This is a genomic window from Streptomyces sp. NPDC050485, assembly GCF_044458185.1.
GTDB lineage: Bacteria > Actinomycetota > Actinomycetes > Streptomycetales > Streptomycetaceae > Streptomyces.
Map to the genome: position 1 here is coordinate 1 of NZ_JBITHR010000053.1, position 22,266 is coordinate 22,266.

General features: G+C 69.0%; 25 protein-coding genes and 1 tRNA gene. 17 read left to right on the top strand and 9 right to left on the bottom strand.

Features of this window, described 5'->3' with window-relative positions; all coding sequences use genetic code 11:
• The first annotated feature begins 688 nt into the window (after positions 1-688).
• Positions 689-970 (top strand): hypothetical protein, encoded by a 282-nt coding sequence (locus tag ACIBK6_RS41165; protein WP_399058420.1) that lies wholly within the window; start codon positions 689-691, stop codon positions 968-970.
• The gene (locus ACIBK6_RS41170; RefSeq protein WP_399058422.1) at positions 967-1,143 is read left to right on the top strand and encodes a hypothetical protein; all 177 of its coding nucleotides are present in this window, start codon (positions 967-969) and stop codon (positions 1,141-1,143) included. Before ACIBK6_RS41165 ends, ACIBK6_RS41170 begins: the two co-directional genes overlap by 4 nt.
• Positions 1,144-1,558: 415 nt before the next feature.
• Here ACIBK6_RS41170 and ACIBK6_RS41175 read toward each other — a convergent pair whose 3' ends face one another.
• Positions 1,559-2,071: an NUDIX domain-containing protein gene (locus ACIBK6_RS41175; RefSeq protein WP_399058424.1), complete on the bottom strand. Its 513-nt coding sequence runs from the start codon at positions 2,069-2,071 to the stop codon at positions 1,559-1,561.
• Positions 2,068-3,330 carry an XRE family transcriptional regulator gene (locus tag ACIBK6_RS41180; protein ID WP_399058426.1) on the bottom strand — a complete coding sequence of 421 codons (1,263 nt, stop codon included), beginning with the start codon at positions 3,328-3,330 and terminating at the stop codon, positions 2,068-2,070. The genes ACIBK6_RS41175 and ACIBK6_RS41180 overlap by 4 nt, the downstream gene beginning before the upstream one ends.
• 236 nt (positions 3,331-3,566) lie before the next feature.
• On the opposite strand from ACIBK6_RS41180, the gene ACIBK6_RS41185 reads away from it, so the two are divergent.
• The 6 genes from ACIBK6_RS41185 to ACIBK6_RS41210 all read left to right on the top strand — a co-directional run bounded on the left by ACIBK6_RS41185 (position 3,567) and on the right by ACIBK6_RS41210 (position 7,602).
• The gene (locus ACIBK6_RS41185) at positions 3,567-4,073 is read left to right on the top strand and encodes an ATP-binding protein (protein WP_399058428.1); all 507 of its coding nucleotides are present in this window, start codon (positions 3,567-3,569) and stop codon (positions 4,071-4,073) included.
• A gap of 167 nt (positions 4,074-4,240) precedes the next feature.
• A complete protein-coding gene (amcB, locus tag ACIBK6_RS41190) occupies positions 4,241-5,365 on the top strand; it encodes a cyclophane-forming radical SAM peptide maturase AmcB (RefSeq protein WP_399058430.1) in 1,125 nt (374 codons plus the stop codon).
• Entirely contained in the window at positions 5,343-5,528 is a 186-nt protein-coding gene (gene amcA / locus ACIBK6_RS41195) for a multiple cyclophane-containing RiPP AmcA (RefSeq protein WP_399058432.1), read from the top strand. The genes amcB and amcA overlap by 23 nt, the downstream gene beginning before the upstream one ends.
• Before the next feature lie 50 nt (positions 5,529-5,578).
• Entirely contained in the window at positions 5,579-6,265 is a 687-nt protein-coding gene (locus ACIBK6_RS41200) for a pentapeptide repeat-containing protein (protein WP_399058434.1), read from the top strand.
• Between the two features lie 18 nt (positions 6,266-6,283).
• Entirely contained in the window at positions 6,284-7,000 is a 717-nt protein-coding gene (locus tag ACIBK6_RS41205; RefSeq protein ID WP_399058436.1) for a hypothetical protein, read from the top strand.
• Between the two features lie 74 nt (positions 7,001-7,074).
• Complete coding sequence (locus ACIBK6_RS41210) at positions 7,075-7,602, top strand: flavoprotein (RefSeq protein WP_399058438.1); 528 nt, start codon at positions 7,075-7,077, stop codon at positions 7,600-7,602.
• On the opposite strand, the gene ACIBK6_RS41215 is transcribed toward ACIBK6_RS41210, so the two are convergent.
• The 5 genes from ACIBK6_RS41215 to ACIBK6_RS41235 form a co-directional block, all read right to left on the bottom strand.
• Complete coding sequence (locus tag ACIBK6_RS41215) at positions 7,603-9,303, bottom strand: mobilization protein (RefSeq protein ID WP_399058440.1); 1,701 nt, start codon at positions 9,301-9,303, stop codon at positions 7,603-7,605. It abuts the gene before it with no gap.
• A gap of 4 nt (positions 9,304-9,307) precedes the next feature.
• Entirely contained in the window at positions 9,308-9,910 is a 603-nt protein-coding gene (locus ACIBK6_RS41220; protein ID WP_399058442.1) for a plasmid mobilization protein, read from the bottom strand.
• A 200-nt stretch (positions 9,911-10,110) separates the two neighbouring features.
• A complete protein-coding gene (locus ACIBK6_RS41225) occupies positions 10,111-11,406 on the bottom strand; it encodes a hypothetical protein (RefSeq protein ID WP_399058444.1) in 1,296 nt (431 codons plus the stop codon).
• Positions 11,407-11,512: 106 nt separating this feature from the next.
• On the bottom strand, positions 11,513-12,205 hold the full coding sequence (locus ACIBK6_RS41230; RefSeq protein ID WP_399058446.1) for an ATP-binding protein: 693 nt from the start codon (positions 12,203-12,205) through the stop codon (positions 11,513-11,515).
• Positions 12,202-13,131, bottom strand: a complete 930-nt coding sequence (locus tag ACIBK6_RS41235; RefSeq protein WP_399058448.1) for a hypothetical protein — start codon at positions 13,129-13,131, stop codon at positions 12,202-12,204. The genes ACIBK6_RS41230 and ACIBK6_RS41235 overlap by 4 nt, the downstream gene beginning before the upstream one ends.
• 654 nt (positions 13,132-13,785) lie before the next feature.
• On the opposite strand from ACIBK6_RS41235, the gene ACIBK6_RS41240 reads away from it, so the two are divergent.
• The 5 genes from ACIBK6_RS41240 (at position 13,786) to ACIBK6_RS41260 (ending at position 17,661) form a co-directional block, all read left to right on the top strand.
• Positions 13,786-14,037, top strand: coding sequence for a helix-turn-helix domain-containing protein (locus tag ACIBK6_RS41240; RefSeq protein ID WP_399058450.1), 252 nt, complete (start codon positions 13,786-13,788; stop codon positions 14,035-14,037).
• A 203-nt stretch (positions 14,038-14,240) separates the two neighbouring features.
• Positions 14,241-14,453, top strand: coding sequence for a helix-turn-helix domain-containing protein (locus tag ACIBK6_RS41245; RefSeq protein ID WP_399058452.1), 213 nt, complete (start codon positions 14,241-14,243; stop codon positions 14,451-14,453).
• Positions 14,453-15,610: a tyrosine-type recombinase/integrase gene (locus ACIBK6_RS41250; protein ID WP_399058454.1), complete on the top strand. Its 1,158-nt coding sequence runs from the start codon at positions 14,453-14,455 to the stop codon at positions 15,608-15,610. The genes ACIBK6_RS41245 and ACIBK6_RS41250 overlap by 1 nt, the downstream gene beginning before the upstream one ends.
• 209 nt (positions 15,611-15,819) lie before the next feature.
• Positions 15,820-16,467 (top strand): hypothetical protein, encoded by a 648-nt coding sequence (locus ACIBK6_RS41255; protein ID WP_399058456.1) that lies wholly within the window; start codon positions 15,820-15,822, stop codon positions 16,465-16,467.
• 33 nt (positions 16,468-16,500) lie between these two features.
• Positions 16,501-17,661 (top strand): ImmA/IrrE family metallo-endopeptidase, encoded by a 1,161-nt coding sequence (locus ACIBK6_RS41260; protein ID WP_399058458.1) that lies wholly within the window; start codon positions 16,501-16,503, stop codon positions 17,659-17,661.
• A 249-nt stretch (positions 17,662-17,910) separates the two neighbouring features.
• Here ACIBK6_RS41260 and ACIBK6_RS41265 read toward each other — a convergent pair.
• Positions 17,911-17,984: transfer RNA gene (locus tag ACIBK6_RS41265), tRNA-Gly, on the bottom strand.
• A gap of 231 nt (positions 17,985-18,215) precedes the next feature.
• Here ACIBK6_RS41265 and ACIBK6_RS41270 point away from each other — a divergent pair.
• The 3 genes from ACIBK6_RS41270 (at position 18,216) to ACIBK6_RS41280 (ending at position 19,694) form a co-directional block, all read left to right on the top strand.
• The gene (locus ACIBK6_RS41270; protein WP_399058467.1) at positions 18,216-18,401 is read left to right on the top strand and encodes a hypothetical protein; all 186 of its coding nucleotides are present in this window, start codon (positions 18,216-18,218) and stop codon (positions 18,399-18,401) included.
• A gap of 208 nt (positions 18,402-18,609) precedes the next feature.
• Positions 18,610-19,185, top strand: a complete 576-nt coding sequence (gene dcd / locus ACIBK6_RS41275; RefSeq protein WP_399058460.1) for a dCTP deaminase — start codon at positions 18,610-18,612, stop codon at positions 19,183-19,185.
• A 2-nt stretch (positions 19,186-19,187) separates the two neighbouring features.
• Positions 19,188-19,694, top strand: a complete 507-nt coding sequence (locus ACIBK6_RS41280; RefSeq protein ID WP_199826980.1) for a phosphoribosyltransferase — start codon at positions 19,188-19,190, stop codon at positions 19,692-19,694.
• A gap of 62 nt (positions 19,695-19,756) precedes the next feature.
• Here ACIBK6_RS41280 and ACIBK6_RS41285 read toward each other — a convergent pair whose 3' ends face one another.
• The gene (locus ACIBK6_RS41285) at positions 19,757-20,683 is read right to left on the bottom strand and encodes a Yip1 family protein (RefSeq protein ID WP_399058463.1); all 927 of its coding nucleotides are present in this window, start codon (positions 20,681-20,683) and stop codon (positions 19,757-19,759) included.
• 326 nt (positions 20,684-21,009) lie between these two features.
• On the opposite strand from ACIBK6_RS41285, the gene ACIBK6_RS41290 reads away from it, so the two are divergent.
• Positions 21,010-22,074, top strand: coding sequence for a hypothetical protein (locus tag ACIBK6_RS41290; protein WP_399058465.1), 1,065 nt, complete (start codon positions 21,010-21,012; stop codon positions 22,072-22,074).
• The last annotated feature ends 192 nt before the right edge of the window (positions 22,075-22,266 follow it).

Below are 22,266 nucleotides of genomic sequence, written 5' to 3' on the forward strand. Positions count from 1 at the left end.
ACCACCCCCACACCCCCAACATCCGCAACAAGCTCATCCACAACGACACACCCCGCTGACCCCCCACCCCACGATTACAACCCCTGATTACCCGGCTCCATCTGCGGCTCTCTGCCCTCGGCCTCGCGGGTCCGTGCGTTTTTCACAGGGGAAAAGGGGGAGCGAATTCGCACCTGACAGAGGAGTCTCGGATACGGGGCACGCGAGTTTCCGCGCCGCCTCCTTGCCGGGCCGGACCCGCCGGGGAACGGTTCCGGGGCACCTGTACGGCTACCAGCTCGCGCACGTCGTGATCCCCCGGCTCGGCTGGGGCAAGGACAGCCCCACCGTGTGCCACTCGTGTGACTCCCACTCATGCCAACAGCCGAACCACCTGCGACTCGGGACCCCGGCGGAGAACTGAGCCGAGTGGCTGGCCCGGCGCCGGAACCCAGCAAGCCCACTGGCTGACCTGCGCGGGCCTGCTGGCCGCTCACGAGCCATCGGCGAGGCCATACGAACCGGACGCGCCAACGGCGAGTCCGAGGCGGACATCGCCCTCCGCATCCACAGAGCGGCGGGGGAAGGCCGCCCCCTGAGCCTGTGGTGACCCGCCCCAGCTCCCTTCGACCACTCCTTTGTGACCAGGAGAGAACGTTGAAGTCCACCGGCCCCGCACCGTGCCCTCGTCTACCTGAACAAGGAACGCATGCACCTCATGGTGACTCCGCTCGACGCGGAGGCCAGCAACACCGCGGGGGACCCCGACTGGAACCCCGTGCGGTTCCTCGTCCACCGAGACCTTGGCCCTGCGGAGGAGCCGTTCACCCCGGCCCTGTTCGAGCACCGGCTTGTCGAAGCCGGATACACCATCGGCTCGGCTGAGCTGACGAAGCCGGACACCGTCAACGGCTGGTCTAAGGGCGTTCTGCCCGCCCGGTGGAGGACCGTCTGCTACCCCACCGCAAGCACGACGGAGACGACAGTATGACGGACGACTACCCGTTCCCCGAGCCCTTCGGCCCCGATTACGTACGTCCGACGTCAGAGGACTGCCCGAACTGCGCGTGTCACACCCGGCGCGTCTGCGACGGGTTCCAGTGGCACCGGGCCGAGCAGCCGACCTACTCGGACGGAACCCCGTACGAGGAGCCGTGTCGGTGAACTGGCCGATGCCGCCGAGGACGGCCGCCGTCCCGGCCCCCTGGGGTGGCGCGGCGACCAAGCCGAGGACGAGGCGGGAGGTGAGCTTTCTCAGGTCCGTCTCCGGGTGCCCTAGCGACATGCTGGGGTCGAGGAAGGCGGGGCGGCCGTCGGAGCCGTCGGGGAACACGGCGTGCTCGGGTTTCAGGTCGCCGTAGACCATGGCGGCCGGGGCGTCTGGCAGGCGGACCTTCCGCATGCGGGCCACGACTTCCGTCAGCGCCGCTGCCTGGACCTTGGTGAGTGTCAGGTAGGCGTTGCCGCTGAGGCCGTTGAATTTCCGGGCGAACGTCGCGTGCACCGAGCGCTCCGGGATCGTGGCGCGGACCGGGTGTGCCGGGGCAGCAGGCGCATTCGGTTCTCCTCAGACGACCCATCAGGCGAGGGACTGCCCGTCCCGCAGATACCGGGCTGCCCCGTCCGTGAGTGCTTCCAGCGCTGCCTGGTAGCGGCGGCTGAGTCGGTCTCGGAGGACGCTGGCCACTTCCTTGGGTGGGGCGAACCGCACCGCGGAGAGTTCTTCGTCGTGCGGCCGGAGCGTTGTCACTTGGTCCTCGCTCAGTGTGCCGCCGTCGAAGATGAAGGCGATCTGGTCGTCCCAGGGGCCGTGTGGTGCCACCCAGTCGACAACCAGTAGCCGGCGCACGGTGATGTCGAGTCCGAGTTCTTCCTTCAGCTCGCGCCGTGCCGCCGAATCGGGGGCTTCGTTGGCTTCGGCCATGCCGCCGGGGAGGTCCCAGCCGGGCTTGTAGGTGGGATTGACCAGGAGGACCCGGCCTTCCGAGTCGCGCAGGATGACGTCGGCGGCGACGCGCTTTCGGGCTTGGGTGGCGTTGCCTTCGGCGAGGTAGGCGTTCCAGGCGGCGGGGTCTGCGGGGGTGGGCCTCATGGAGCGGTGCCTTTGCTGGGCGGCGGGATGATGTCGGCGAGCAGCAGCATTCTGGCTCGTCTCGCTTCGTCGAAGCGCGTCAGGAGGTCTCGTACAGGGGGATAGCCGTGGTGAGGTGCCAGCAGCTCTCTGAGGTCGTCGATTTGGTGGATGACGCGTACGGAGCCGAGGGTGGGGTCGGCGGTGAGTAGCTGGTGGCCGACGCTGACGGCGGCGTCGAGGTCCTGGCGGTGGATGTGGATGTTGACCAGGGTGATGCGGCTGAGGGCGAGGGAGCGGGCTCGGCCGGTTTCCCGTAGGGAGATGGCCAGTTCGGCGTGGATGAGCGCCTCGTCGTAGCGCTGCATGTCGCGCAGCACGAGGGCGGACTCGCTGGCCAGGGCGGCAGTGTCGAACGGGCTGAGCCATGGGTGGGCTGCCTCGGCCGAGGCAACGAGGAGCCGATGGGCGTCGTCGAGGGCGCGAGCGGCCTGGGCCGGCTGGGATGCGGCGGCCAGGGCGCGGGCCGACATGGCACTGAGACGGGCGGTGAGGGCGGGGATACGCGGGCCTTGGCAGGTGAGGTCGAGGCCGGTGCGCGCCCAGTGCACCGCAGCCGCAGCGTCGCCGGTCTGGAGGGCGAGGTGGCTGTTGCTCGCGGCGATGTTGGCGGCCAGCGGGGTGTCGCCGGAGGTGCGGGCGAGCGGCAGGGCGCGGGTGAAGTGGCGGCCGGCGAGGTCGTCGCGTCCGGAGTCGTGGGCCATCCAGCCGGCCATCTCGGTCAGGGCGGCCGCGGCGGCGAAGACCTGTGGGTTGCTGTCGGCGTCGACCAGCCGTGGGGCGATGCTGTGGCTGAGGTGGCGGACGACCGCGCCGTACAGGCGGCCGCCTCCGGTCTGCCGGTCCGCGTTGCGGAACGCGTCCATGGCCGTCAAGTCGTCATCGTCCGGCGGTAATCCGGCATCCGGCGCCGGCTCGTGACTCGGGGTGGGTTCCCAGGGGCGGCGGGCGAGGCCGAGGAGGCGGCCTGGGATGTGGAAGGCGTCGGCGATCTGCTCGAAGATGACGAGCTTCTCGACCCGGCTCTTGCCGTTCATGTAGTCGTAGAGCCGCCCCTGGGTGATGTCGACGGCGCTCGCGATCCGGCGGGTGCTGATGCCCCGGTGGTTGAGCAGCCGGAACAGGGCTCCCATGTCGCGCTGCGTGCAGGCGGCGAGGAGTCGCTCGTCGCCGAGCAGTCCGGCGACGACGTCGCGCGGATCTCGCTGTGCGCGGTCCATTGGTATCTCCCCCGTACGGCGTGCATCGAGGCTATGTCCAACGAGCCTGGGATGACTCCGGCTTGGGGTCACCTGGCGGAGTCTCGCAGGTTGTGGGCGCGGCCATTTACTGAGTTCCGCCGTCGGGAGCTGCGTAATCCGCGCTCAGCCCTCTCGTACGGCGTGATCGGCGGCTCCCACTCCGTCCCCCCGTCGGGGCGGGAGCCGCTCCGTCCCCAGCCCGAGGAGCAGTCCTCATGACCACGCGCCACGCCCGGATCGTCGTACCAGGAGACCCCTCCGTCGTCGCCTTCGCCCGAGACCGCGTCCTTAGGCAGGTCAGCGGCTGGAATGCGCCGTTGGACCGCGACCATCGGGAGGCGGTGAAGCTGGTCGCCTCTGAGCTGATCACCAATGCGGTCGTCCACAGCGACGGCCTGGTCATGGTGGGCCTCTACTACGAGCCGGGCGAGGGTCGGCTGCTGCTGGTCGTCCACGACGGCAGCCCCGAGCCGCCCGAGCGCCAGAATGCCGAGGCCGATGACGAGGGCGGTCGCGGCCTGGCCTTGGTGGACTGCTTCGCGGCCCGGAACGGCTGGGAAGAGACCGAGCGGGGCAAGAAGGTGTGGGCCGAGTTCGAGGTTCCGGTGCCCGCACCGGAGCCCGGCCGCAGCGCGCTGTTACGGCTGCGGGTGCAGGCCCTTGCACCAAGGTCGTACGTCCACGACGTACGGCCGCCCCTCGCGATGGCGGCCGGGCTGTGACCGCCCAAGGCGACCCCGGACTTCGGTTCGTCCTGGCCGCGCTCGGTCTGTTGGATCACCCCGCCGCTCCTCATCCTCAGCACTTCCGCAGCCGAACTGCTCGACTCGGCTCAGCCGTTGTCGGTGGCCGTCTCGGACACCGCCCTGCCGAACGACGAGGAGCCGGTGTGACCACAGCCCGCCCGTCAGCCTGTCTCGCCGCGGTTCCCGGTGCTGTGATCATGCAGCCGACCACGTTGTGTCAGCCGCTTGACTGCCGGTACTGCTACCTGCCCTTCCGCAAGGAGAAGCACCTCATGGCGGTGGAGGTCGCCGAGGCGGTGGCGGCCTCGGTGAACGAATGGGCCCGCCGAGATCCGTGCTTCGAGATCGTCTGGCACGGCGGCGAACCGCTGTCCGCCGGCCACGGCCACCTGGCCCGGCTGATGGCGCCCTTCACCTCGGGCAAGCACACCCTGCAGACGAACGCCGCACTGATCGACGACGCGTGGTGCGAGTTCCTGCTGGAGTGGGACGTGGGGGTGGGCGTCAGCATCGACGGCCCGGAGGACATGAACACCCACCGCGTCACCCGCGCCGGCCACCCGGCCTTCCGCGTCATCAAGCGCGGCATCGAGCGCCTCAAGGCCCGCGGGATCCCGTTCTCGGCCATCGCCGTGGTCACCGACCCCGACCCGGCCCGCGCGGCCGAGTTCTACGCGTTCTTCGCCGAACTCGGCTGCCACTCCCTCGGCGTCAACGTCGAGGAACAGGAAGGCGCCAACGCCACCGTGCACGTCGCCGACCGCGAGCGGGCGACCGAGTTCTGGGCGGCACTCACAGCGGCCTGGCAGTCCAACCCGGCCATCCAGCTCCGAGAGGTGTCCCGGGTACGGGAGTTCGCCGCGTCGGTGTTGTACGGGGAATCGGCCACGGGGCCGACCGTGCAGCCGTGGGACCCGCTGCCTACCGTCGCGTACGACGGTGGTGTGGTGCTGCTGTCTCCGGAGCTGGCCGGCTTCACCGACCCGCGCTTCGGCGACTTCACTACCGGCAACGTCCTGCACGACAGCCTGGAGACGCTGCTGGCCGAGGCCGAGCAGCGCACCGTGTGGCTGCCCGAGTTCTGGCAGGGCGTCGACGCCTGCCGGGCCACCTGCCCGTACTTCGCCTTCTGCGGCGGCGGCCATCCCGCCAACCGCTACTTCGAACACTCCGGCCGCATGGACGGCACCCGAACCCGCTACTGCACCACCGCCAAAATCGCCCTCCTGGAAGGAGTCACCCAGCATGTCCGAACCCACGGCGACTGACCTCGTCCTCGCCTCCGCCGACCGACTGCGCGCCCTCATACAGCAGACCACGGGCCCGTCCCCGCTACTGCCCGTCGCGAAGTTCGACAACCGCCCCACCTGGTCCAACAACACCCCGGCGTTCGACAACCGACCGACCTGGGACAACTGGAACAAGAAGTAGCCTCGGCGGCCTCGGCCCCGGAGAGATCTCCCGAGAGATGGAGTACGACCATGGACAGCCGCACCTTCGGCCGCGTCACGCTGACCCTGCCCGGCCTGGACGAACCGGGCCTGTACCTGTCCAGCGTCCAGTCCCTCGAAGGCGGCCGAGGCGTCCTCCAGGACTTCCACTACGCCGATGCCGTCCTCCGCGTGCTCGACCTCGCCGGCGCCCAGCTCGTCAGCGGCAAGATCACCGGTCTGCGCGCCGCCCGCGTGCACCTGGAGCAGCTCCGCCTCAGCGTGGTCGAGTTCGACAACTGCGATCTGGGCAGCGCCACTTGGCGCGACAGCAAGCTCTCCCGGGTGGTCTTCCGCAACTGCAAGATCATGGGCGCGGCCCTGTCGGACCTGACGCTGGACGACGTCCTGTTCGAGAGCTGCAAGCTCGACTACACGACCCTCGAAAACCTCCGCGCCACTGGCCCGGTCGTCTTCTCCCAGTGCGTCCTCACCGAGACGTCCTTCACCGGATGCGACCTCACCAACGCCGTGCTGGACGCCTGCACCCTGCGGCTGACCGAATTCGGCAAGGGCCGCTACAAGGACCTCGACCTGCGCGGCAACGACCTCTCCGCCATCACCGGCGTCAGCAAACTCTCCAAGGTCATCATCGACCGCGCCCAGCAGGTCGAGCTGGCCCAGGCCCTGCTCGCCGAACTCGACGTGACGTACGGCGAAGACCTCGACGACCGCTGACCCCAAGAAGGGCCCCACATGACCCTGAGCATCGCGGCCACCGACCTCAGCGCCTTACGGGAACGCTGCGAGACAACCACCCTGCGCGCCATGCGCGGCGGCCCCACCTACGAGACCGGGGCAGTCGTACCCGCTGGCCCGTGGACCGACATCACCGACGACACCGCCCGCGACCTCACCGACTGCGCACATACCAGGGACAGCGCCCTGGTCGAGCTCGTGAAGCCGCCCGACCCCACCGACGTACTCGGCGCCCTGGCCGACCGGCTCGGCGATCCGGACGCCGTCTACCTCGGCCAGGCCGCTGCCCCCGCGGACGCCTTCACCACCACCGCCAACCACGAGAACGGCGGCCGCCGCATCGGTCTGCACGTCGACAACTGGGACAAGCTCCCCTACGCCACCAAGCACACCGGCCGCCGCCGACTCTGCATCAACCTCGGCCCCGGCACCCGCTACCTCCTCCTCGGCGACCTGGACATCCGCGCCATCTGCAAAGCCGTCCACCCCGACGATTTCGACCTGCGATACCCGCACACCGACGACCTCCGCCACTACGTCGACGACGGCCACCTCATCCTCTGCTTCCGGCTCCGCCTGGACCCCGGAGAGGGCTACATCGCCCCCACCGAACTCTTCCCGCACGACGGCTCCACCCAAGACCAACAGGCCCCGTCCACCGCCGCGTTCTGGCTCGGCAACTGGCCCCGAGGCGTCCTGCCCTCCCTGGTGTAGCCAGCCGCCCGCGATCAAGGCGGACGTATGCCGCTGGGGCCTTCTCACTCCAGACGCCCATCAGGAGTCGCCGCGTGAACGATCAGCCGAAGAAGCCCTTCCTGTACGTGGTGGTCTGCGCGGCCGGAATCGCCGGCGACGTCGGCAAGCTGATCACGGCTGCGCAGGAAGCGAACTGGGACGGGCGTCATCGCGACCCCGCAGGGCCTCGGCTTCATCGCCGCCGAGGCGGTCGAGGCGCAGACCGGCTACCCGATCCGCCCGGCGACCCGCGTCCGCTGCCTCCGGCCGACGCCATCGCGGTCGCCCCGGCCACCTTCAACACGATCAACAAGTGGGCCGCCGGGATCTCCGACACCCTCGCTCTGGGCATCCTTTGCGAGGCGTACGGCTTCGGCATCCCTACCGCCGTCCTTCCGTATCTCAACTCGGCCCAGGCCGCCCATCCCGCGTACAGCCAGAGGCTGGGGCGGCTGCGCGAGATGGGCGTCCTGATCGGCTCGTACGAGCCCCACAAGCCGAAGGCCAGCGGCGGTGCTGACCACTTCCGTTGGGAGGAAGCGCTGGAACTGCTCACTCCCGAGCTGCCCGCCTCGGGCTGATCAGCGCCGTCGTGCTGGTGGTGCCTGCGGCGGCGGAGTGGTTGCTGCCGGGTGGATCGGGGCGGCGGCGCGTTGTGTGGCGCTGCGGACCCTGGCTGCCTGTGCTCGGGGTCCAGGGGCGTGGCGCTCGCCTAGGCGGCGGATGCGCCAGGTCAGCGCGCGGGCCGGGCTGTGAGCGTCGTCCAGGGTGCGCTGGCCGAGCGCCTGGTCGAGGACGGTGGCCGCGTTGTGCCCGGCTGTTTCCGCTTCAGCGAGCACGGTGGTGAGTGCGTCCCAGGCGGGGTCGTTGAGGATGCGTTCGGCGTGTTGCGGTGCTGCCTGTTGGAGGTGGTGGGCGAAGCGGCGCTTCATCTGGATGCTGGGGGTGCGTTGTGCGAGGCCCGTCAGGACCGGCTCGGCGACCTGCGCGTACGCGATCTGCAGGTGGATGAGGGCCTGTTCGGCTGCGGCCTGCTGCTGGGCATGCTGGTGCGTGCGGTGCCAGTGCATCGCGAACGCCACCGCCGTGAGCACGGTGTCCAAGAGCATCGCGAACCCGGACCCGTCGCCGTCCGAGGGCCGCTCTCGCCAGATCGCTTGAACGCTGCGCCGCAGGACGCGGGTGCTATCGAGATCGGCCGCGATGCGGGAGCGCGTGGCGCGCTCGAAGGCGACGGCGGCCTGTTCCAGCTCGGCCCTTGCCGTGACCGGTGCGGTGATGGGCAGCAGGTCCAGCGTCGCGCCGAGCGCGACCAGCTGCCCTTGGGCGGTCGGGTCGTCGCCGTGGGTGAGGTGGTGGGGGATGCGTTCTGTGGCGGCGGTGGCCTGGTGCCACGGGTCACCTGGCCGGATGGTGACCGGTTCGGGGCTGCTGGTGGCGAGGCTCTTGCGGATCTTGGGCAGGGACAGGTCGGGGGCGAGGGTGGAGCCCGCGTAGAACACCGGCTCGCCCTTGTCGTTGGTGTCTTTGGGTAGGGCGAAGTTGCAGCCGAGCGCGTCGCCGGAAGGGCCGAGCTTAAGGCGCACGGTCACGCCCGTGGCCTTCAGCAGGGCGAAGAACTCGGTCTCGTCGGCCGCGGCGGCGACGGCCCGGCGAACCCGCAGGCGCAGGACATCACGGGTGGCGGCGTCCTGGCCCAGACGCTTGGCCTTGAAGTGCTCCTTACTGGTGGGACGCTTGGCGCCGGTGCCATCGCCCTGCTTCAACCGCCTGAGCCCATAGTCGGCTTCGATCCTGCGGGCCTCGCGCTGGACGGCACGCTGGTCGTAGCCGCGCTCGGGGCGACGGCCGTCCTGGCGTACGAGGGTGGCGGCGATGTGGATGTGGTCGTCGGCGTGGCGGACAGCCACCCAGCGGCAGGCTTCCTCGTCCCTGTCGGGGGCGATGCCAGCGGCGGCCACCATGCGGCGGGCGATCTCGGCCCACTGGGTGTCGGTGAGGATCGGGTCTTCGGGCGCGGCACGAACGGGGCAGTGCCACACGGTGTACTTGGGTGCCTTGTCACCCAGCATCTTCACGGGCTGGTCGAGCTGGGCGGCGAGCTGAGCTTCGACTTCCTTCTGCGGCCGGTGCGGGCTGCGGCCGGGGTCGGGGGCGAACCCGTTCCACGACGCCACCAGGTGTGGATCGGTGTGTTCATTGGCCCGGCCCTTGCCGAAGAGGTAGCCGATCGTGCGGCGCGTGGCATGTGGGCCCTTGCCAAGAATGATCTTCGGTATCAAGTGCTCACCGTCCCTCGGTCACCTGGGTGACGGCGGCGTCCACGTTGGCGATCGACGATTCGATGTGGCGCAGCAGCCGCTGTACGTGTTCTCGCTCCGGCCAGGCACCGTCCTGGTTGAGGTGGCGGTCGAGCTGGTTGAGGTTGCTGCCGATCTTGCCGAGCTGCCCGTTGGAGGCCATCAGTGCTTTGACCATGGTGCGGTAGTCGGCGACGGCTGCGGTGGGGTCGTCGGAGCGGGCGGCGGCGAGCGAGCATTCGGCCACATAGCCACCAGGCGTCATGCCGCTCAGGGCAGCGGCGTTCTTGATGAGAGCGAACTCGTCGTCGTTGTAACGGGGGTGGACGCGGTGCTCGCGCAACTGCTTGTCACGCAGACGGCGACGAGGCGCAGGCTGCTGCGGCACGCTCGGCGACGGCTCGGTGCCCCCTGTCTCGGTCGGCACCCCCGGGCCGGCCGACTCCGGTGCCCCCTGGGCGCCGGATGCCTCCACCCCCACCGGGGTGGAGGCCGGGTAAGGACTCCTTACCCGACAACTTGCTGCGCTGTTGAGGCCGGTGGTCATCTCCCACTGTTTGATGGGGAGTTTGTGGTGCGGGTCGTGCATGGGGTGGAGCTCCTTGTTGGGGAGGAGGGTGGGGCAGGCCAGCGAGCGGGGGAGGTTTCGTCTTCTGGTGGTCCGAGTGGGGACCGGCGAGGGGCTGCACGAGGCCGGCGTGGCGATGGGAAGGGGGCGCCTGCCGACCAGCAACTCCAGCTGGCCCGCAGGCCCCTGCGGTGGTCTTCCGTGGTTGACCGGATATCCGGTCAGTCGGTGGTGCCCTCGGTCTCGGCTTCTTGTTCGGCGCGGAGGAGTGTCTTGAGTTCGGTGAGCCGGTCCTCGGCGATGGTGAGTCCGGCCTCCTCGCGGATGGCGTTGCGCAGGACAGCGCGGGTGCCCTTTCCGTGCGCTGCGATGGCCCGGCGGGCGATGGCAAGCAGTTCGTCCATCTCGGCGCCGGGTGGGCGGCCGTAGCGTTGTGCCATGGGGCCGTTTTCTTCGGAGGTGGTCTCCGTGCGCTCGGGGCTGGGTGTCGTTTCGTGCAGAGGGAGTTGGGGCTGCACGGATGTGGTCGGCAGGTTCTCCGGGGAACGGTCGAGGTCGGGGTGTTCCGTGGCGCTCTCGCTTTCCGGGCTGTTGTCGGCATCTGAGCGGTCGCGTGGGAGTAGCGCCCCGGGGCTGGGTGCGGTGTCCGAGGTCGGGGTGGACTCAGTCCAGGGGGAAGGCAGTTCGATGGTCGCGAGCGCTGCCGCGTGACGGCGGGCGGCGAGCTGCTGGAGCAGGTCTTGGCGCTGGTGGTGGTCGGTGCCGACCGAGGCTCGGGCGATGGCCTTTGACAGGCGTCGCGCGGTGTAGTGGCGGCGCCAGCCGTTGTGCCACTTCGGGGTGGACTCGGCGAGGTATGCGGCCTTGTCGACTGCCTTGCGGGTGGCGCGGTCGCGGGTGATCTGGGCGGCGTCCCGGTCGCGTTCGGGGACCCCGACGAGGGAGAGTAGGCGCTCACGGAGTTCGCGGCCGGCCCTGGCGAGGGTGCTGTGGGAGGTGGCCTCGGGCTTGCGGAGGCGTAGTTCGATGCCCATGGCCTGGTGCCAGAGCAGTGCGGCCATGATGGGGCCTACAAAGGCCCGCACTGTGCCGCCGACCGGGCCGGACTCGGCGTAGGCGGGGATCACCTGCACGGTGGTGATTACCCAGGTCATGGCGCCGGGCAGACCAGGTGTCTGCTTGGGGCCGTTGAGGTTCTGCCGGGCGAGCAGTGCCGTGGCGAACAGGGCGAGTTCGGCGGCGGCGAACATTGCGGTGCGTTCGGTCGTCCCGACCATGTTCAGGTAGTCGGCGGCGAACCGCCAGCTGGTGTCGGCGCTGTAGGCGGTGCAGACGGCCGCGGCCAGCGCGGCGACCCTGACCGCGGGTGTTCCGGGCTGCTGGTCGTCGCTGATTCGGCGGGTGCGCCGCCGCATCCGCAGGCTGTCCAGCGCTCCGACGCATCCGAGGACGAGGGCGGCGACGGTGAGGTATGTGGTGTTCCAGTGCCCGAGTGCGGGCATGGCGAGTTGCGTCATGCAGGGGTCTCCAGGGGGCCCGCCGCGCAGTGTGGGCAGCACAGTGGCGCGTACGGGCGGGGTGGTGAAGGTGAAGGTGAAGGTGGCGGCGCCGTAGGGCCTGTTATTACGCGGCGGGGTGTCGTCTGCGGTCGGCGCCGGTGAGGACGACGCGGGTGGTCATCTCGGCGAGGCGGGAGGCGACGCGGTCGCCGACGGCGTCGCGCAGGGCGTCGGTCGGCAGGTTGGTGGTGATGAGGGTGGGGAGCATGTCGTTGTAGCGGCGGTTGATCAGCCGGTACGTCAGCTCCTCTGTCCACTCCGACTGCTTGGCCGCGCCGAGGTCGTCCAGGATCAGCAGCGGGCAGCGGGCCAGTGCCACCAGGTCCTGCTCGGGATCGTGGCCCGGGCGGGGGCGCAGGCGGGCGTACAGGTCGGCGGTGGTGACGGCCTCCCAGCGCAGCCGGACCCCGGCTCCCAGCAGTGACCTCACGGCGCCGTATGCCTGGAACGTCTTGCCGGTGCCGGTGGGCCCGGCGATCAGCAGCGACGGGCCGCAGGCGATGCCCCGGGTTCCGCTTGGGCCTGGTCGCCCGGCGAGGGCGACCTCGTTGACCCAGGCGGTGACCTGCGGGTGGCCGGCGAGGGCGTGGCGGTAGCGTGGCGGGATGCGGGCATCGGCCAGCTCCAGCGCGGTCGCTGGCCCCGAAGAGGGCTCCGGAGGCAGGTCGGTTGGGTCGACGCCCCGTTTGGCGAGGATCGCGGCACAGCGGTCTGCCAGCGCGCCGACGCGCTGTGGTGTGCGGAGGGCTGTGGTCACAGGTCACCCCCGTACGCGGCTTCGACGTCGGCGGGGTTTGTCCACGGCCTGTGGACGGCGGTACCGGTGGCGGCGCGTGGGGTGTTCATGGCCTCGTTGACCAGGCTCGGTAGCAGGCCGACGGACAGGCCCTTGGCGTGCATGCGGTCCATCCCGGCGCGGATGTGGTCGGGGGCGATGCCCTCGCCGAGCAGCTTGCCGATCACCTTGCCGAGTCGGCCGAGTACGTCGCTGGGCGGGCGGTGTTCGCACGAGGCGACGTACTCGCCGACCAGGTCCTTGGCCGAGACCGAACCCGAGATGGTGTGGGGCGCGGGGGCGCTTGCGCTCCCCACCGGAGGTGATCCTAGATCCAGGATCCTAGGTCCTAGATCCGGACGATGAGGGTTCACCGCGCCCTCCATGAGCCCTCCCTGTCGTGGCGGTGAGGGCTCACTGAATCCATCCTGACCTGCGGATTCTCGGCTCACGGACGGCTCGCGCCGTTCTCCGGAGTCCTCACGGAGCCCTCCGTGAGGGCGCACGACCTGCTCACGCAGGGCTCCGTGGACCGGCGCGGAGGACTCGGTGAATCGGGCGCCCTCATGGCGGGGGCAGGCTGGGCAGCGGCTGCCGCTGGGCCGGTTGATCTTCTGGTGCTTGGCCCAGGTGACGATGTGCAGGTACCGCTTGCCGTCCTCGCCTTCGTACCGGCAGATCAGACCGGCGCCGTCGAGCTGGTTGAGGTCGTCCTCGACCCCCAGCGGGCCGTGCTCGGGGCGCAGGGACCACAGGGCGCCGGCGATGACGGCGCCCTGGTCGCGGAAGCGGCCGTGGTCGTCGGCCTGGGTGAGCAGGCCGAAGAAGGTCCGCTCGGCGGCGAGGGACACCTGGGCGAGCGATTCCGAGATGAACGCCTCGGGCTTGATGGTGCGGATCCGCGCCATGGCTATCGCCCCGCCTTCGCGGAGAAGAGCGGGGATGCGGCGGTGGAGCTGGCGGACGGGGGTATGAGTAGCGCCGTGAAGGCCCTACTGTGGGGCATAGAGGTTCCTCCCACGGTGGCGTGCGATCGCCACCGCTCAGTCGTTCAGACGCGGGTGATTCGGTAGGGGACTCGTTGGCCCCGGCGTTGGCGCGCCGGGGTTTTTTCTTGCCCTCGGGGCCCGGGGGGCTCCGAAGGCATGGCCAATAAAGCCACACCCACCCGGAAAAAGTCCAGCATTGCGCCGGGAAAGCAAACAGCTGTCGGCGAACGCGTCCTGCGCCGGGAATTAAAACGTTAGCCCCGGATCCCCGGTTGGCGAAATAGTTCCGGGAAAGGATCGGGGTGAAACGGGCAACTCGTAGCACTTCGCCGCCCAGGCTGCCACGCCTTCTCGATGGCGGGACAGGTGGCCTGAGCAGGGAAGGTGCTGCTGCTCCACGGGCAGCGCCACCTGTCGTGGTGACCTGACGGGCCGTTATTTCGCTAACCGGGGATCGTCGTATATGTTGCGCGCCGCACTGGAGCGATGCAGGGGTCCTGACAACAAAGCGGCGCAACATAGCAGTAGAAACGGAACTTCCAAAATAGCGTTTTCCAAGCTACAAATTGACCTATGCCTAGACGCCCCGCCGAAATGGGTCCCGCCGGAGAGCGGACCGCCCGCGCCATCGAGCGCGCCCGTACTGCTCGCGGTCTCGCCCAGCGCCAGCTGGCCGCCCGCGTGACCGTGTTCGGTCGCCCGATGACCGTCACGATGCTGTCCCGCATCGAGCGCCGACGGCGACGCTGCGACGTCGACGACCTCGTGGCCATCGCCGCCGCACTCGACGTCTGCCCGCTCGACCTCCTGCACGAGACCCCGTAGCGACCCGGCTGCCGACTCACGCTGGGGCGCGCCAACGCCCCTGAGCCAGCAGCCACTTCACCCTGCCCGCGTCTGAACGACCATCACCACCGGCACGCCTGCGGAATCGCACCGCCGTGCCAGACGAGGAACCTCCTTGCGCCGAACCGCAATGCCCCCTGCCCTCCTGCACCTCCTCCCCGTCGCGAAGGAGGTGATCCTGCATGGCTGACCGCCTCCTCACCGTCCCCGAGGCGGCCGAGCGTCTCGGCGTCGGCGAGCGCTTCATCCGCCGCCTCATATCCCAACGCCGCATCCGGTACGTCAAGGTCGGCAAGCACGTCCGCATCGCCGACAGCGTCCTGGCCGCGTACATAGAGGAGCGGACGGTCGAGCCGGTCCGTGCTCGACGTTCCGGCTATGGGATGGCTGCCTGATGGCGCCGCGCAGGCCGCAGCGGCGGCGCGACTTCGGCACCGTGCGCAGGCTCCCGTCTGGGAGCTGGCAGGCCCGTTACTGGGCGCCGGACGGCGAACGGCGTACTGCACCCGAGACGTTCGAGACTAAGACGGACGCCCAGACCTGGCTCAACGTCACCCAGGCCGACATCGAGCGGAAGGTCTGGCGCGACCCGGACGCCGGGGCCATCCCCTTCGAAGAGTTCGCCCTCACCTGGGTCAAGGAGCGCGGCCTCGCGGTCACCACCGAAGACCTTTACCGCCTCCTCCTGCGCCTCCACATCCTGCCCACCTTCGGGGAATGGCGCCTGGACGAGATCGATCCCGCCGACGTCCGCACCTGGCGGACCGAACGCCTCACCGCGACCGGCCCCACCCAGGTCGCCAAGGCGGATCGGCTACTGAAGGCCATCCTGGAGACGGCCGCCGACGACGAACTGATCCGCCGCAACCCCTGCCGGATCAAAGGTGCGGGCAAGGAGTCGCCGGACGAGCGGCCGGTCGCCACCGTCGCCCAGGTCGACGCGGTCGCCGAAGCGATGGGCCCGCGCTGGCGGCTGATGGTCTACCTCGCCGCGTACGGCCCGATGCGCCCGGAGGAGCAGGCCGCCCTGCGCCGCCCGGACGTCAGCCTCGACCCGCTCGCCGTGTACGTCACGAAGGCGGAGCCTGAGCGGACGAACGGCCAACGAGCGCCCGGTGACACGAAGTCGGCGGCGGGCAAGCGGACGATCGTCCTGCCGGGCTTCCTTTACAAGGAGGTCGACCGGCACTTGCGGTGGTTCGCCGAGCCGGGCGAGAACGGCCTGCTGTTCGTCGGCGAGAAGGGCGCTCCCTTCCGCCGTACGAGCTTCGGCCGCAAGTGGCGTAAGGCCCGCGAACTGGTCGGGCTGCCGGACAACTTCCGCTTCTACGACCTGCGGCACACGGGCCACACCCTTTCGACTCGCTCCGGCGCGACCCTGAAGGACACGATGGTCCGCGCCGGCCAGTCCTCGGAGAAGGCGGCCATGGTTTACCAGCACTCTCCGCTGGACCGTCAGATGGAGGTCGCCAACGGCATCGACGGGCTGGTCCGTACCCAGCGGGCGAAGGTGGCCGAGGTCGTCGAGCCGCCGGGAGCTCGCGAGGCGTAGCGCTGTCCGCGAGGGGTGTGGCCGACACGGCCACACCCCTCGCGGTCGCAATCGCCGCAGGTCGCGGCACTACGGACGGGTCCACATGGCTTCCGTGGTGCGCGCGGGAACAGTACGGCCAGCCCCTCTGACCTGGTGCAGTTCTTGATTTTCCACCTCGAATGAGGGAGGATTTCCGGAAATTCACTCTGTGTGGTGAGGGGCTGGGGATGACAGTCGTGCACGTAGAGGGATCTCGCCCCGGCGATCGGCTGAGCCAACTAGGGCTGTCCACGGAAGAGATCGAGACCGCACTCCGGCGAGCTGAAGCCGAGAGGAACTTCTGCACCCCCTTCGACCCCGTTTCCCTCCCCGGCAACATCTTCTGGGGGCGCACCATCCGCTTCCTGCGCGAGATCTACGTGCCCAAGGGATGGGGCAGCACGAGTCCCAGCAACGTGTCGCTCCTAGTGGCACCAGGTGACGACTTCGCCCTCACGGCTTCCAGCGGGAGCAAGGAAACCGGCTTCGCTGCCCTCACGCCGTCGACCCGGTACACCAAGGGATCCGCCGTGATCCGGCGCGTGGAGACCAACCGGCAGTTGATGTTGCCTGGCTACGAAGCCGAGTCTGAGCCCCAGGAAACCGGTAACGGCATTCCGACCTGGTTCCTCCTGTACCAGCACGTCAACACAGACACCGGGACGCGGTTGTACTCCGAGCTGTCACTGCCGAACAACCATGGCAACCGTGGCAAGATCACCAGCTGGCAGGAGCGGATCATTCTGCCCCGGCTCGACTTCGAGGGGTACGCGCCGTTCCCGAACGACGACGATGGGGAGGATGGCATCGACATTCCGATCGAACGCCTGGGCTGACCCGCCTCCCGCCTACTACTGCTTGGCACTTCAATGACCACCGCATCCCGGCTTGTTCTGGCGCGTAAGCGTCGAGGACTTACCGTCACCCGCCTCGCTCAGCTGGCCGGCCTCACCGCGCGCAGGCTGTCGGACTTCGAGAACGGGCGGGCGCACCCCAGTCCGCCTTCTCTCTCGGCGATCGCGGAGGCGCTGGAGTTCCCCGAATCGTTCTTTAGCGCGGAGGAAGTGGCAGAGCTCCCCGTGGAGTCGGTCAGCTTCCGGGCACTGAGCAAGATGACTGCCTCGCAGAGGGACATCGCCCTCAGCGGTGGCCGTCTCGTCCGGATCCTCCAGGACTGGATCGGGGCGCACTTCCGCTTGCCGGCCCCAGACCTTCCGTCCCTAACCTCTTTCAGTTGTCGTGGTGAGGGTGACCAAGTTCCGCAGGCTGGCGAGGCTGGGGGTACGGACTGCTCGGCGGAGCGTGCCGCCGAATTGGTGCGCGCCCGATGGGGGCTGGGTGTCGTCCCGATCTCCAACGTGGTCCATCTGCTGGAGGCCCACGGCGTCCGTGTCTTCTCGCTCTCCCGGGATTGCCCGGAGGTCGACGCCTTCTCCTTCTGGGATCGCGGCATCCCTTTCGTGCTGCTGAACACCCAGAAAACCGCCGAGCGAGGGCGGTTCGACGCAGCCCATGAGCTGGGCCACCTGGTCCTGCATGGAGAGGAGCAGGTGCCCCACGGGCCCCAGGCCGAGGCGGAAGCCCATCGCTTCGCGGCCGCTTTTCTGATGCCGTCCGCGGACGTGCTCGCTCACACGCCACGCAACCCGAGCACCAACTGGATCCTCCAGGCCAAGCGGCGGTGGAAGGTCGCTGCAATGGCGCTCGCGCACCGGTTGCACGAACTGAGCCTCACCACTGAGTGGCAGTACCGAACCCACTGTGTCGAGCTCGGACGACTCGGCTACCGCAAGGCCGAGCCGCAGAGCAACCTCCCCCGAGAGTCCTCCCAGGTGCTGGGGAAGGTCTTCACTGCCCTGCGCTCCGAGGGGACTCGCCCGGCGGATGTGGCCCGAGACCTTCAACTGCGTCCGGCGGACCTCAACGACCTCGTCTTCGGACTCGTCGTCACCGCGCAGGAGGGCGACGGGCGCAGCCGAGGACGGGCTACGACGCCGACTCGGCATCCGCGGCTGTCCGTGGTTCGCTGAGCCTGCCGCCGGTCCAACCAACTCCCGCTTTGCTAACGAAAGTTTGCAGCTCGGCGATAGCGAGTGGTACAGGTCACACAAAATGCGTCTCGCGATTCGAGACGACCGGACGCCGGTTCAGCCAACAGGGTCCGTCGGTACCCCTCCGGTCGGCCCTTTGATGCCACTTAGGGCACGTGGAGGGCACGGTGGCCCCGAAATGGTCTAGACAATAACCAAGGCCCCGGTCGCTGACCAGGGCCTTCGGTGTGGAGCGAGTGACGGGAATCGAACCCGCGCTCTAAGCTTGGGAAGCTTATGTTCTACCATTAAACTACACTCGCGTGATCGTTTCCTCAAGGGGAAGTGGATCGCTGCTCACTCTACCTCATGCCCGGCCCTCGGTGAATTCAGCGAGGGCCGTCGTGCTGTCGGGGGCCGGGATCGGCGTGTGGGCGGGGGGAGTTGGGGCGTACGGTGAAGGGCGTGTGCGTGGTCGGAGTGCCGCATGCGAGGGCGTTCCGTTCATCCCCTAATGTGGTGGTTTCTCCGTCCACGCTTGCTGGGGAAGGGACTTGAGCGACTTGATGGACTCGTTGGAGCGCACCGTCGTCCGTTGCGCCGGAGGGCATGTCTTCACCACGGAATCGTTCCCGATGCAGCAGCTCGGTGCCGGGCGGATCGGACCCGGCCGGCTGATCCGCTGTCCGCGCTGCGCACGGCTGCGGCATGCCGTTCCGGTGCTGCCCGATCAGCGGTAGCGGGCTCCTCTGGCCCTGCCCCCCGATCGACGGTAGCGGCTCCCTGGCCTCGCCCCCCTCCGATCGGCGGTAGCGGGCTCCCAGCCCTGGCTCGGGGGCCGGTGGCCCGGCCGTACGCGGCTGGTCCGCCCCGGTTCCCGGCGGGCCGGGGTGGGGGCCCGGGGTCGCCGATTGGGGGCCCGGCGGGGCCACTGCGTATCCTCGGGGCGTGCTTCTCTCAGACAAGGACATCCGGGCCGAGATCGACTCCGGGCGGGTCCGGATCGATCCCTACGACGAATCCATGGTGCAGCCGTCGAGCATCGACGTGCGCCTCGACCGCTTCTTCCGGGTGTTCGAGAACCACCGCTACCCCCACATCGACCCGGCCGTCGAGCAGGCCGACCTCACGCGGCTCGTCGAGCCGGACGGGGACGAGGCGTTCATCCTGCACCCCGGGGAGTTCGTGCTCGCCTCGACCTACGAGGTCATCTCCCTGCCCGACGACCTCGCCAGCAGACTCGAAGGCAAGAGCTCGCTCGGGCGGCTCGGCCTGGTCACGCACTCCACCGCGGGGTTCATCGACCCCGGGTTCTCCGGGCACGTCACCCTGGAGCTCTCCAACGTCGCCACGCTGCCGATCAAGCTGTGGCCGGGGATGAAGATCGGGCAGCTGTGCCTGTTCCGGCTCAGCTCGTCCGCCGCGGAGCCGTACGGGTCCGACCGGTACGGATCCCGCTACCAGGGCCAGCGCGGGCCGACCGCCTCGCGGTCCTTCCTCAATTTCCATCGGACCCAGGTGTGAGCATGAACGACCAGAACGACGTGCGCGAGAACCTCACCTACGAGAAGTTCGGCGGGGCGATCCGCGAGCTCGCGCAGACCATCGCCGACGACGGCTACGAGCCCGACATCGTGGTCTCCATCGCGCGGGGCGGCGTCTTCGTCGCGGGCGGGCTCGCCTACGCCCTGGACTGCAAGAACATCCACCTGGTGAACGTGGAGTTCTACACCGGTGTGGGGACCACGCTCGAAATGCCGGTCATGCTCGCTCCCGTGCCCAACGCCATCGACTTCTCCGGCAAGAAGGTGCTGATCACGGACGACGTGGCCGACACCGGCAAGACGCTGAAGCTGGTGTACGACTTCTGCCTCGATCACGTCGCCGAGGTCCGCAGCGCCGTCATCTACGAGAAGTCCCACTCCCTCGTGAAGTGCGAGTACGTCTGGAAGCGTACCGATGAGTGGATCAACTTCCCGTGGAGCGTCGAGCCCCCGGTCGTGCGGCGCGAGGGCCAGGTGCTGGACGCCTGAGTCGGCCGTGAAAAAGGCCCCGGGGTGCGGAACTCCGGGGCCTTTTCGTGTGCGTACGGTCCCTAGATCGTGCCCAGCTTGATCAGCGACAGCAGTGCGATCAGCTGGATCGCGGAGGCGCCCAGCGCCTTCGGCCATGGCAGGTCGTGGGACTTGCTCACCATAGAGGTGAACAGCGCGCCGGCCGCCAGCCAGGTCGCCCAGCCGAGGATCTGGACCACGCTGTTGTTGCCGCCCAGGAACAGGGCCAGGAGCAGCCGCGGGGCGTCCGTCAGGGACATGATCAGCATGGAGAGGCCCACCGTCGGCTGCCAGGCGCCGTCGCCGCCGAGCTGGCGGGCCATCGTGTGGGTCACCGCGCCGAGGATCAGCCCGCCGATGACGAACACCACGCCGGTGGTGAGGACCACCGGGACAGCCTTGGACAGCGTCGTGCTGATGACGTCCTGGCGGGCCTTGTCGAAGCCGAAGATCGCCAGCAGGCCGTAGAGGAACGTGACGATCAGCGCCGGGCCCCACACGGGGTGGTCCCGCATCTGCCAGAACGTCGGGCCCGGCCGCATCACGATGCCGGACAGGAGTTCCTTCCAGTGCAGCCGGGGGCCGCTCGGCGGTGCCGTCACCGCGCCCGCCCGATAGGTCGAGCCGCCGCCGTACGGATCCTCGCCGATGCTGAACGCCTGGGTGTGGCCAGGGTTGTTCGCGTACGGGTCCTGGGCGGGGGCGTAGCCCTGCGGCTGGCCCTGGCCCTGGCTCTGGTAGTACGGGTCGCCGAAGTACTCCGGCTCGTCCTGCCGCGGCTGGGGCGCCTGCCGGTACTGCGGCTGCCCCTGTCCGTAGCCCTGCTGGTTCCCCTGCCCCTGTCCATGCCCGTACTGCGGCTGCTGCTGGGCTCCCGGCCACTGTTGTGCCGGGGCCTGCTGCTGCCCTTGCTGTTGCCGCGGGGAGCGGTTGTCCCGGCCGCCGCGTCCGATCCTGAATCCAGCCACGATTCGAACGTACCTGTTCCGCCGGTACGCCAACCGGGGGGCGGCTGGAACCGGACGCCTTTGCGGCTGAGCTGTGACATCCCCTAGGGGGCGGATCGGGGACGGATAGGGGGCGGACGCGGCCCGCAGGCGCGCCCCAGGCACGTTTTGGTTGAATCCGGGCCGATTTACACGGTCGCGGCTCAAGTACGAGCCGACCGTTACATTGCCTACGTATTACCCAAACATGGCACTCGTAACTTTGTTGGTGTCGCCGCCACAAAGGGCCACAGACACGACATATCAAACGAGCTTCACGCTTCTAGACGTTACGAGGAAGAGCATCCATGCGCGCCACTCGCCGTACCCTCCGCACCGCCGCCATCGCCACCGGAGCCATCGCCGCTCTCGCCCTCCCGGCCGGTGCCGCCTTCGCCGACTCGCCCACCGCCCCGTCCGACCCGCAGACGCAGCCCCAGGTCCAGCCGGGCGACGAGACGCCCAAGCCCGAGGTGCTGCCCGGCAAGGACGACGTCAAGAAGGACGACGAGTCGAAGAAGGACGACGACGCCAAGAAGAAGGGCGACGACGCCAAGAAGGACGAGACGAAGAAGGACGACGCCAAGAAGGACGACACGAAGAAGGAGCTCCGCTCCTTCGTGAAGTCCGTCAAGCTCGCCGACGGCTCGGTCGCCAAGGTCTTCAAGCTCGGCCAGAACCACTACGAGGCCGAGATCTGGGCCAACGGCAGCAAGCTCGACACCCTCGTAGCCAAGGGCGCATCCGCCAACGGCCAGAACAACGGCCTGTACGTCGTGCTGAACCCGGACGGCACCGTCACCTCCTGGGTCGAGGGCGGCAAGAAGGACGACGGCAGGAAGAAGGACGAGAAGAAGCGCGACAACAAGAAGGACGACAAGTCGTCCGACGTCGTCTCCTCCGTCAAGATCACCATGCCCGACGGCCGCATAGCCAAGCTGATCAAGGCCACCAAGAGCAGCGGCCCGCGCGTCGAGATCTCCATGCCGAACGGCAACGTCCTCGGCTCGATCGACCTGAAGAATCCGTCGGCCCTCAACGACGGCTGGACCTACAAGATCGTCAACGCCGGTAACGGCGTGTACAAGTTCGTCGTCATCGACGGCAAGAGCGGCGGCAACAGCTGGGTCTACGACTTCAACGGCAAGCTGATCGAGAAGTACACCGTCCAGAAGGACGGCAAGAAGAAGCAGCAGCAGGACAAGACCGCCACCGGTGTCGTCCCGAAGGGCGGCGTCAAGGCCGGTGCCGAGGGCGTCTCCAACGCCTCCTCCGACCAGACCCCGATGATCGCGGCCGGTGGCGGTCTGGCCGCCGCGGGTGCCGCGGGCCTCGGCTTCGCGATGCTGCGCCGCCGCGGCAGCCAGGGCTGACGCACCGCGTACGGAGAGAGAAGTACGGAGAGCGGTACGGACAGCGGTACAGACGGCGATACACACGGAAGCGGGCGGGTGCGCCCCCCCCGGGGCGAAACCGCCGCGTGCGGGTGGGTTAGCCGCCAAAATCACCCGCGCACGCTCCGGTGCGGTGTACCCCGCGGGCCTGGCCGGCGGGGCCCCCCGGGG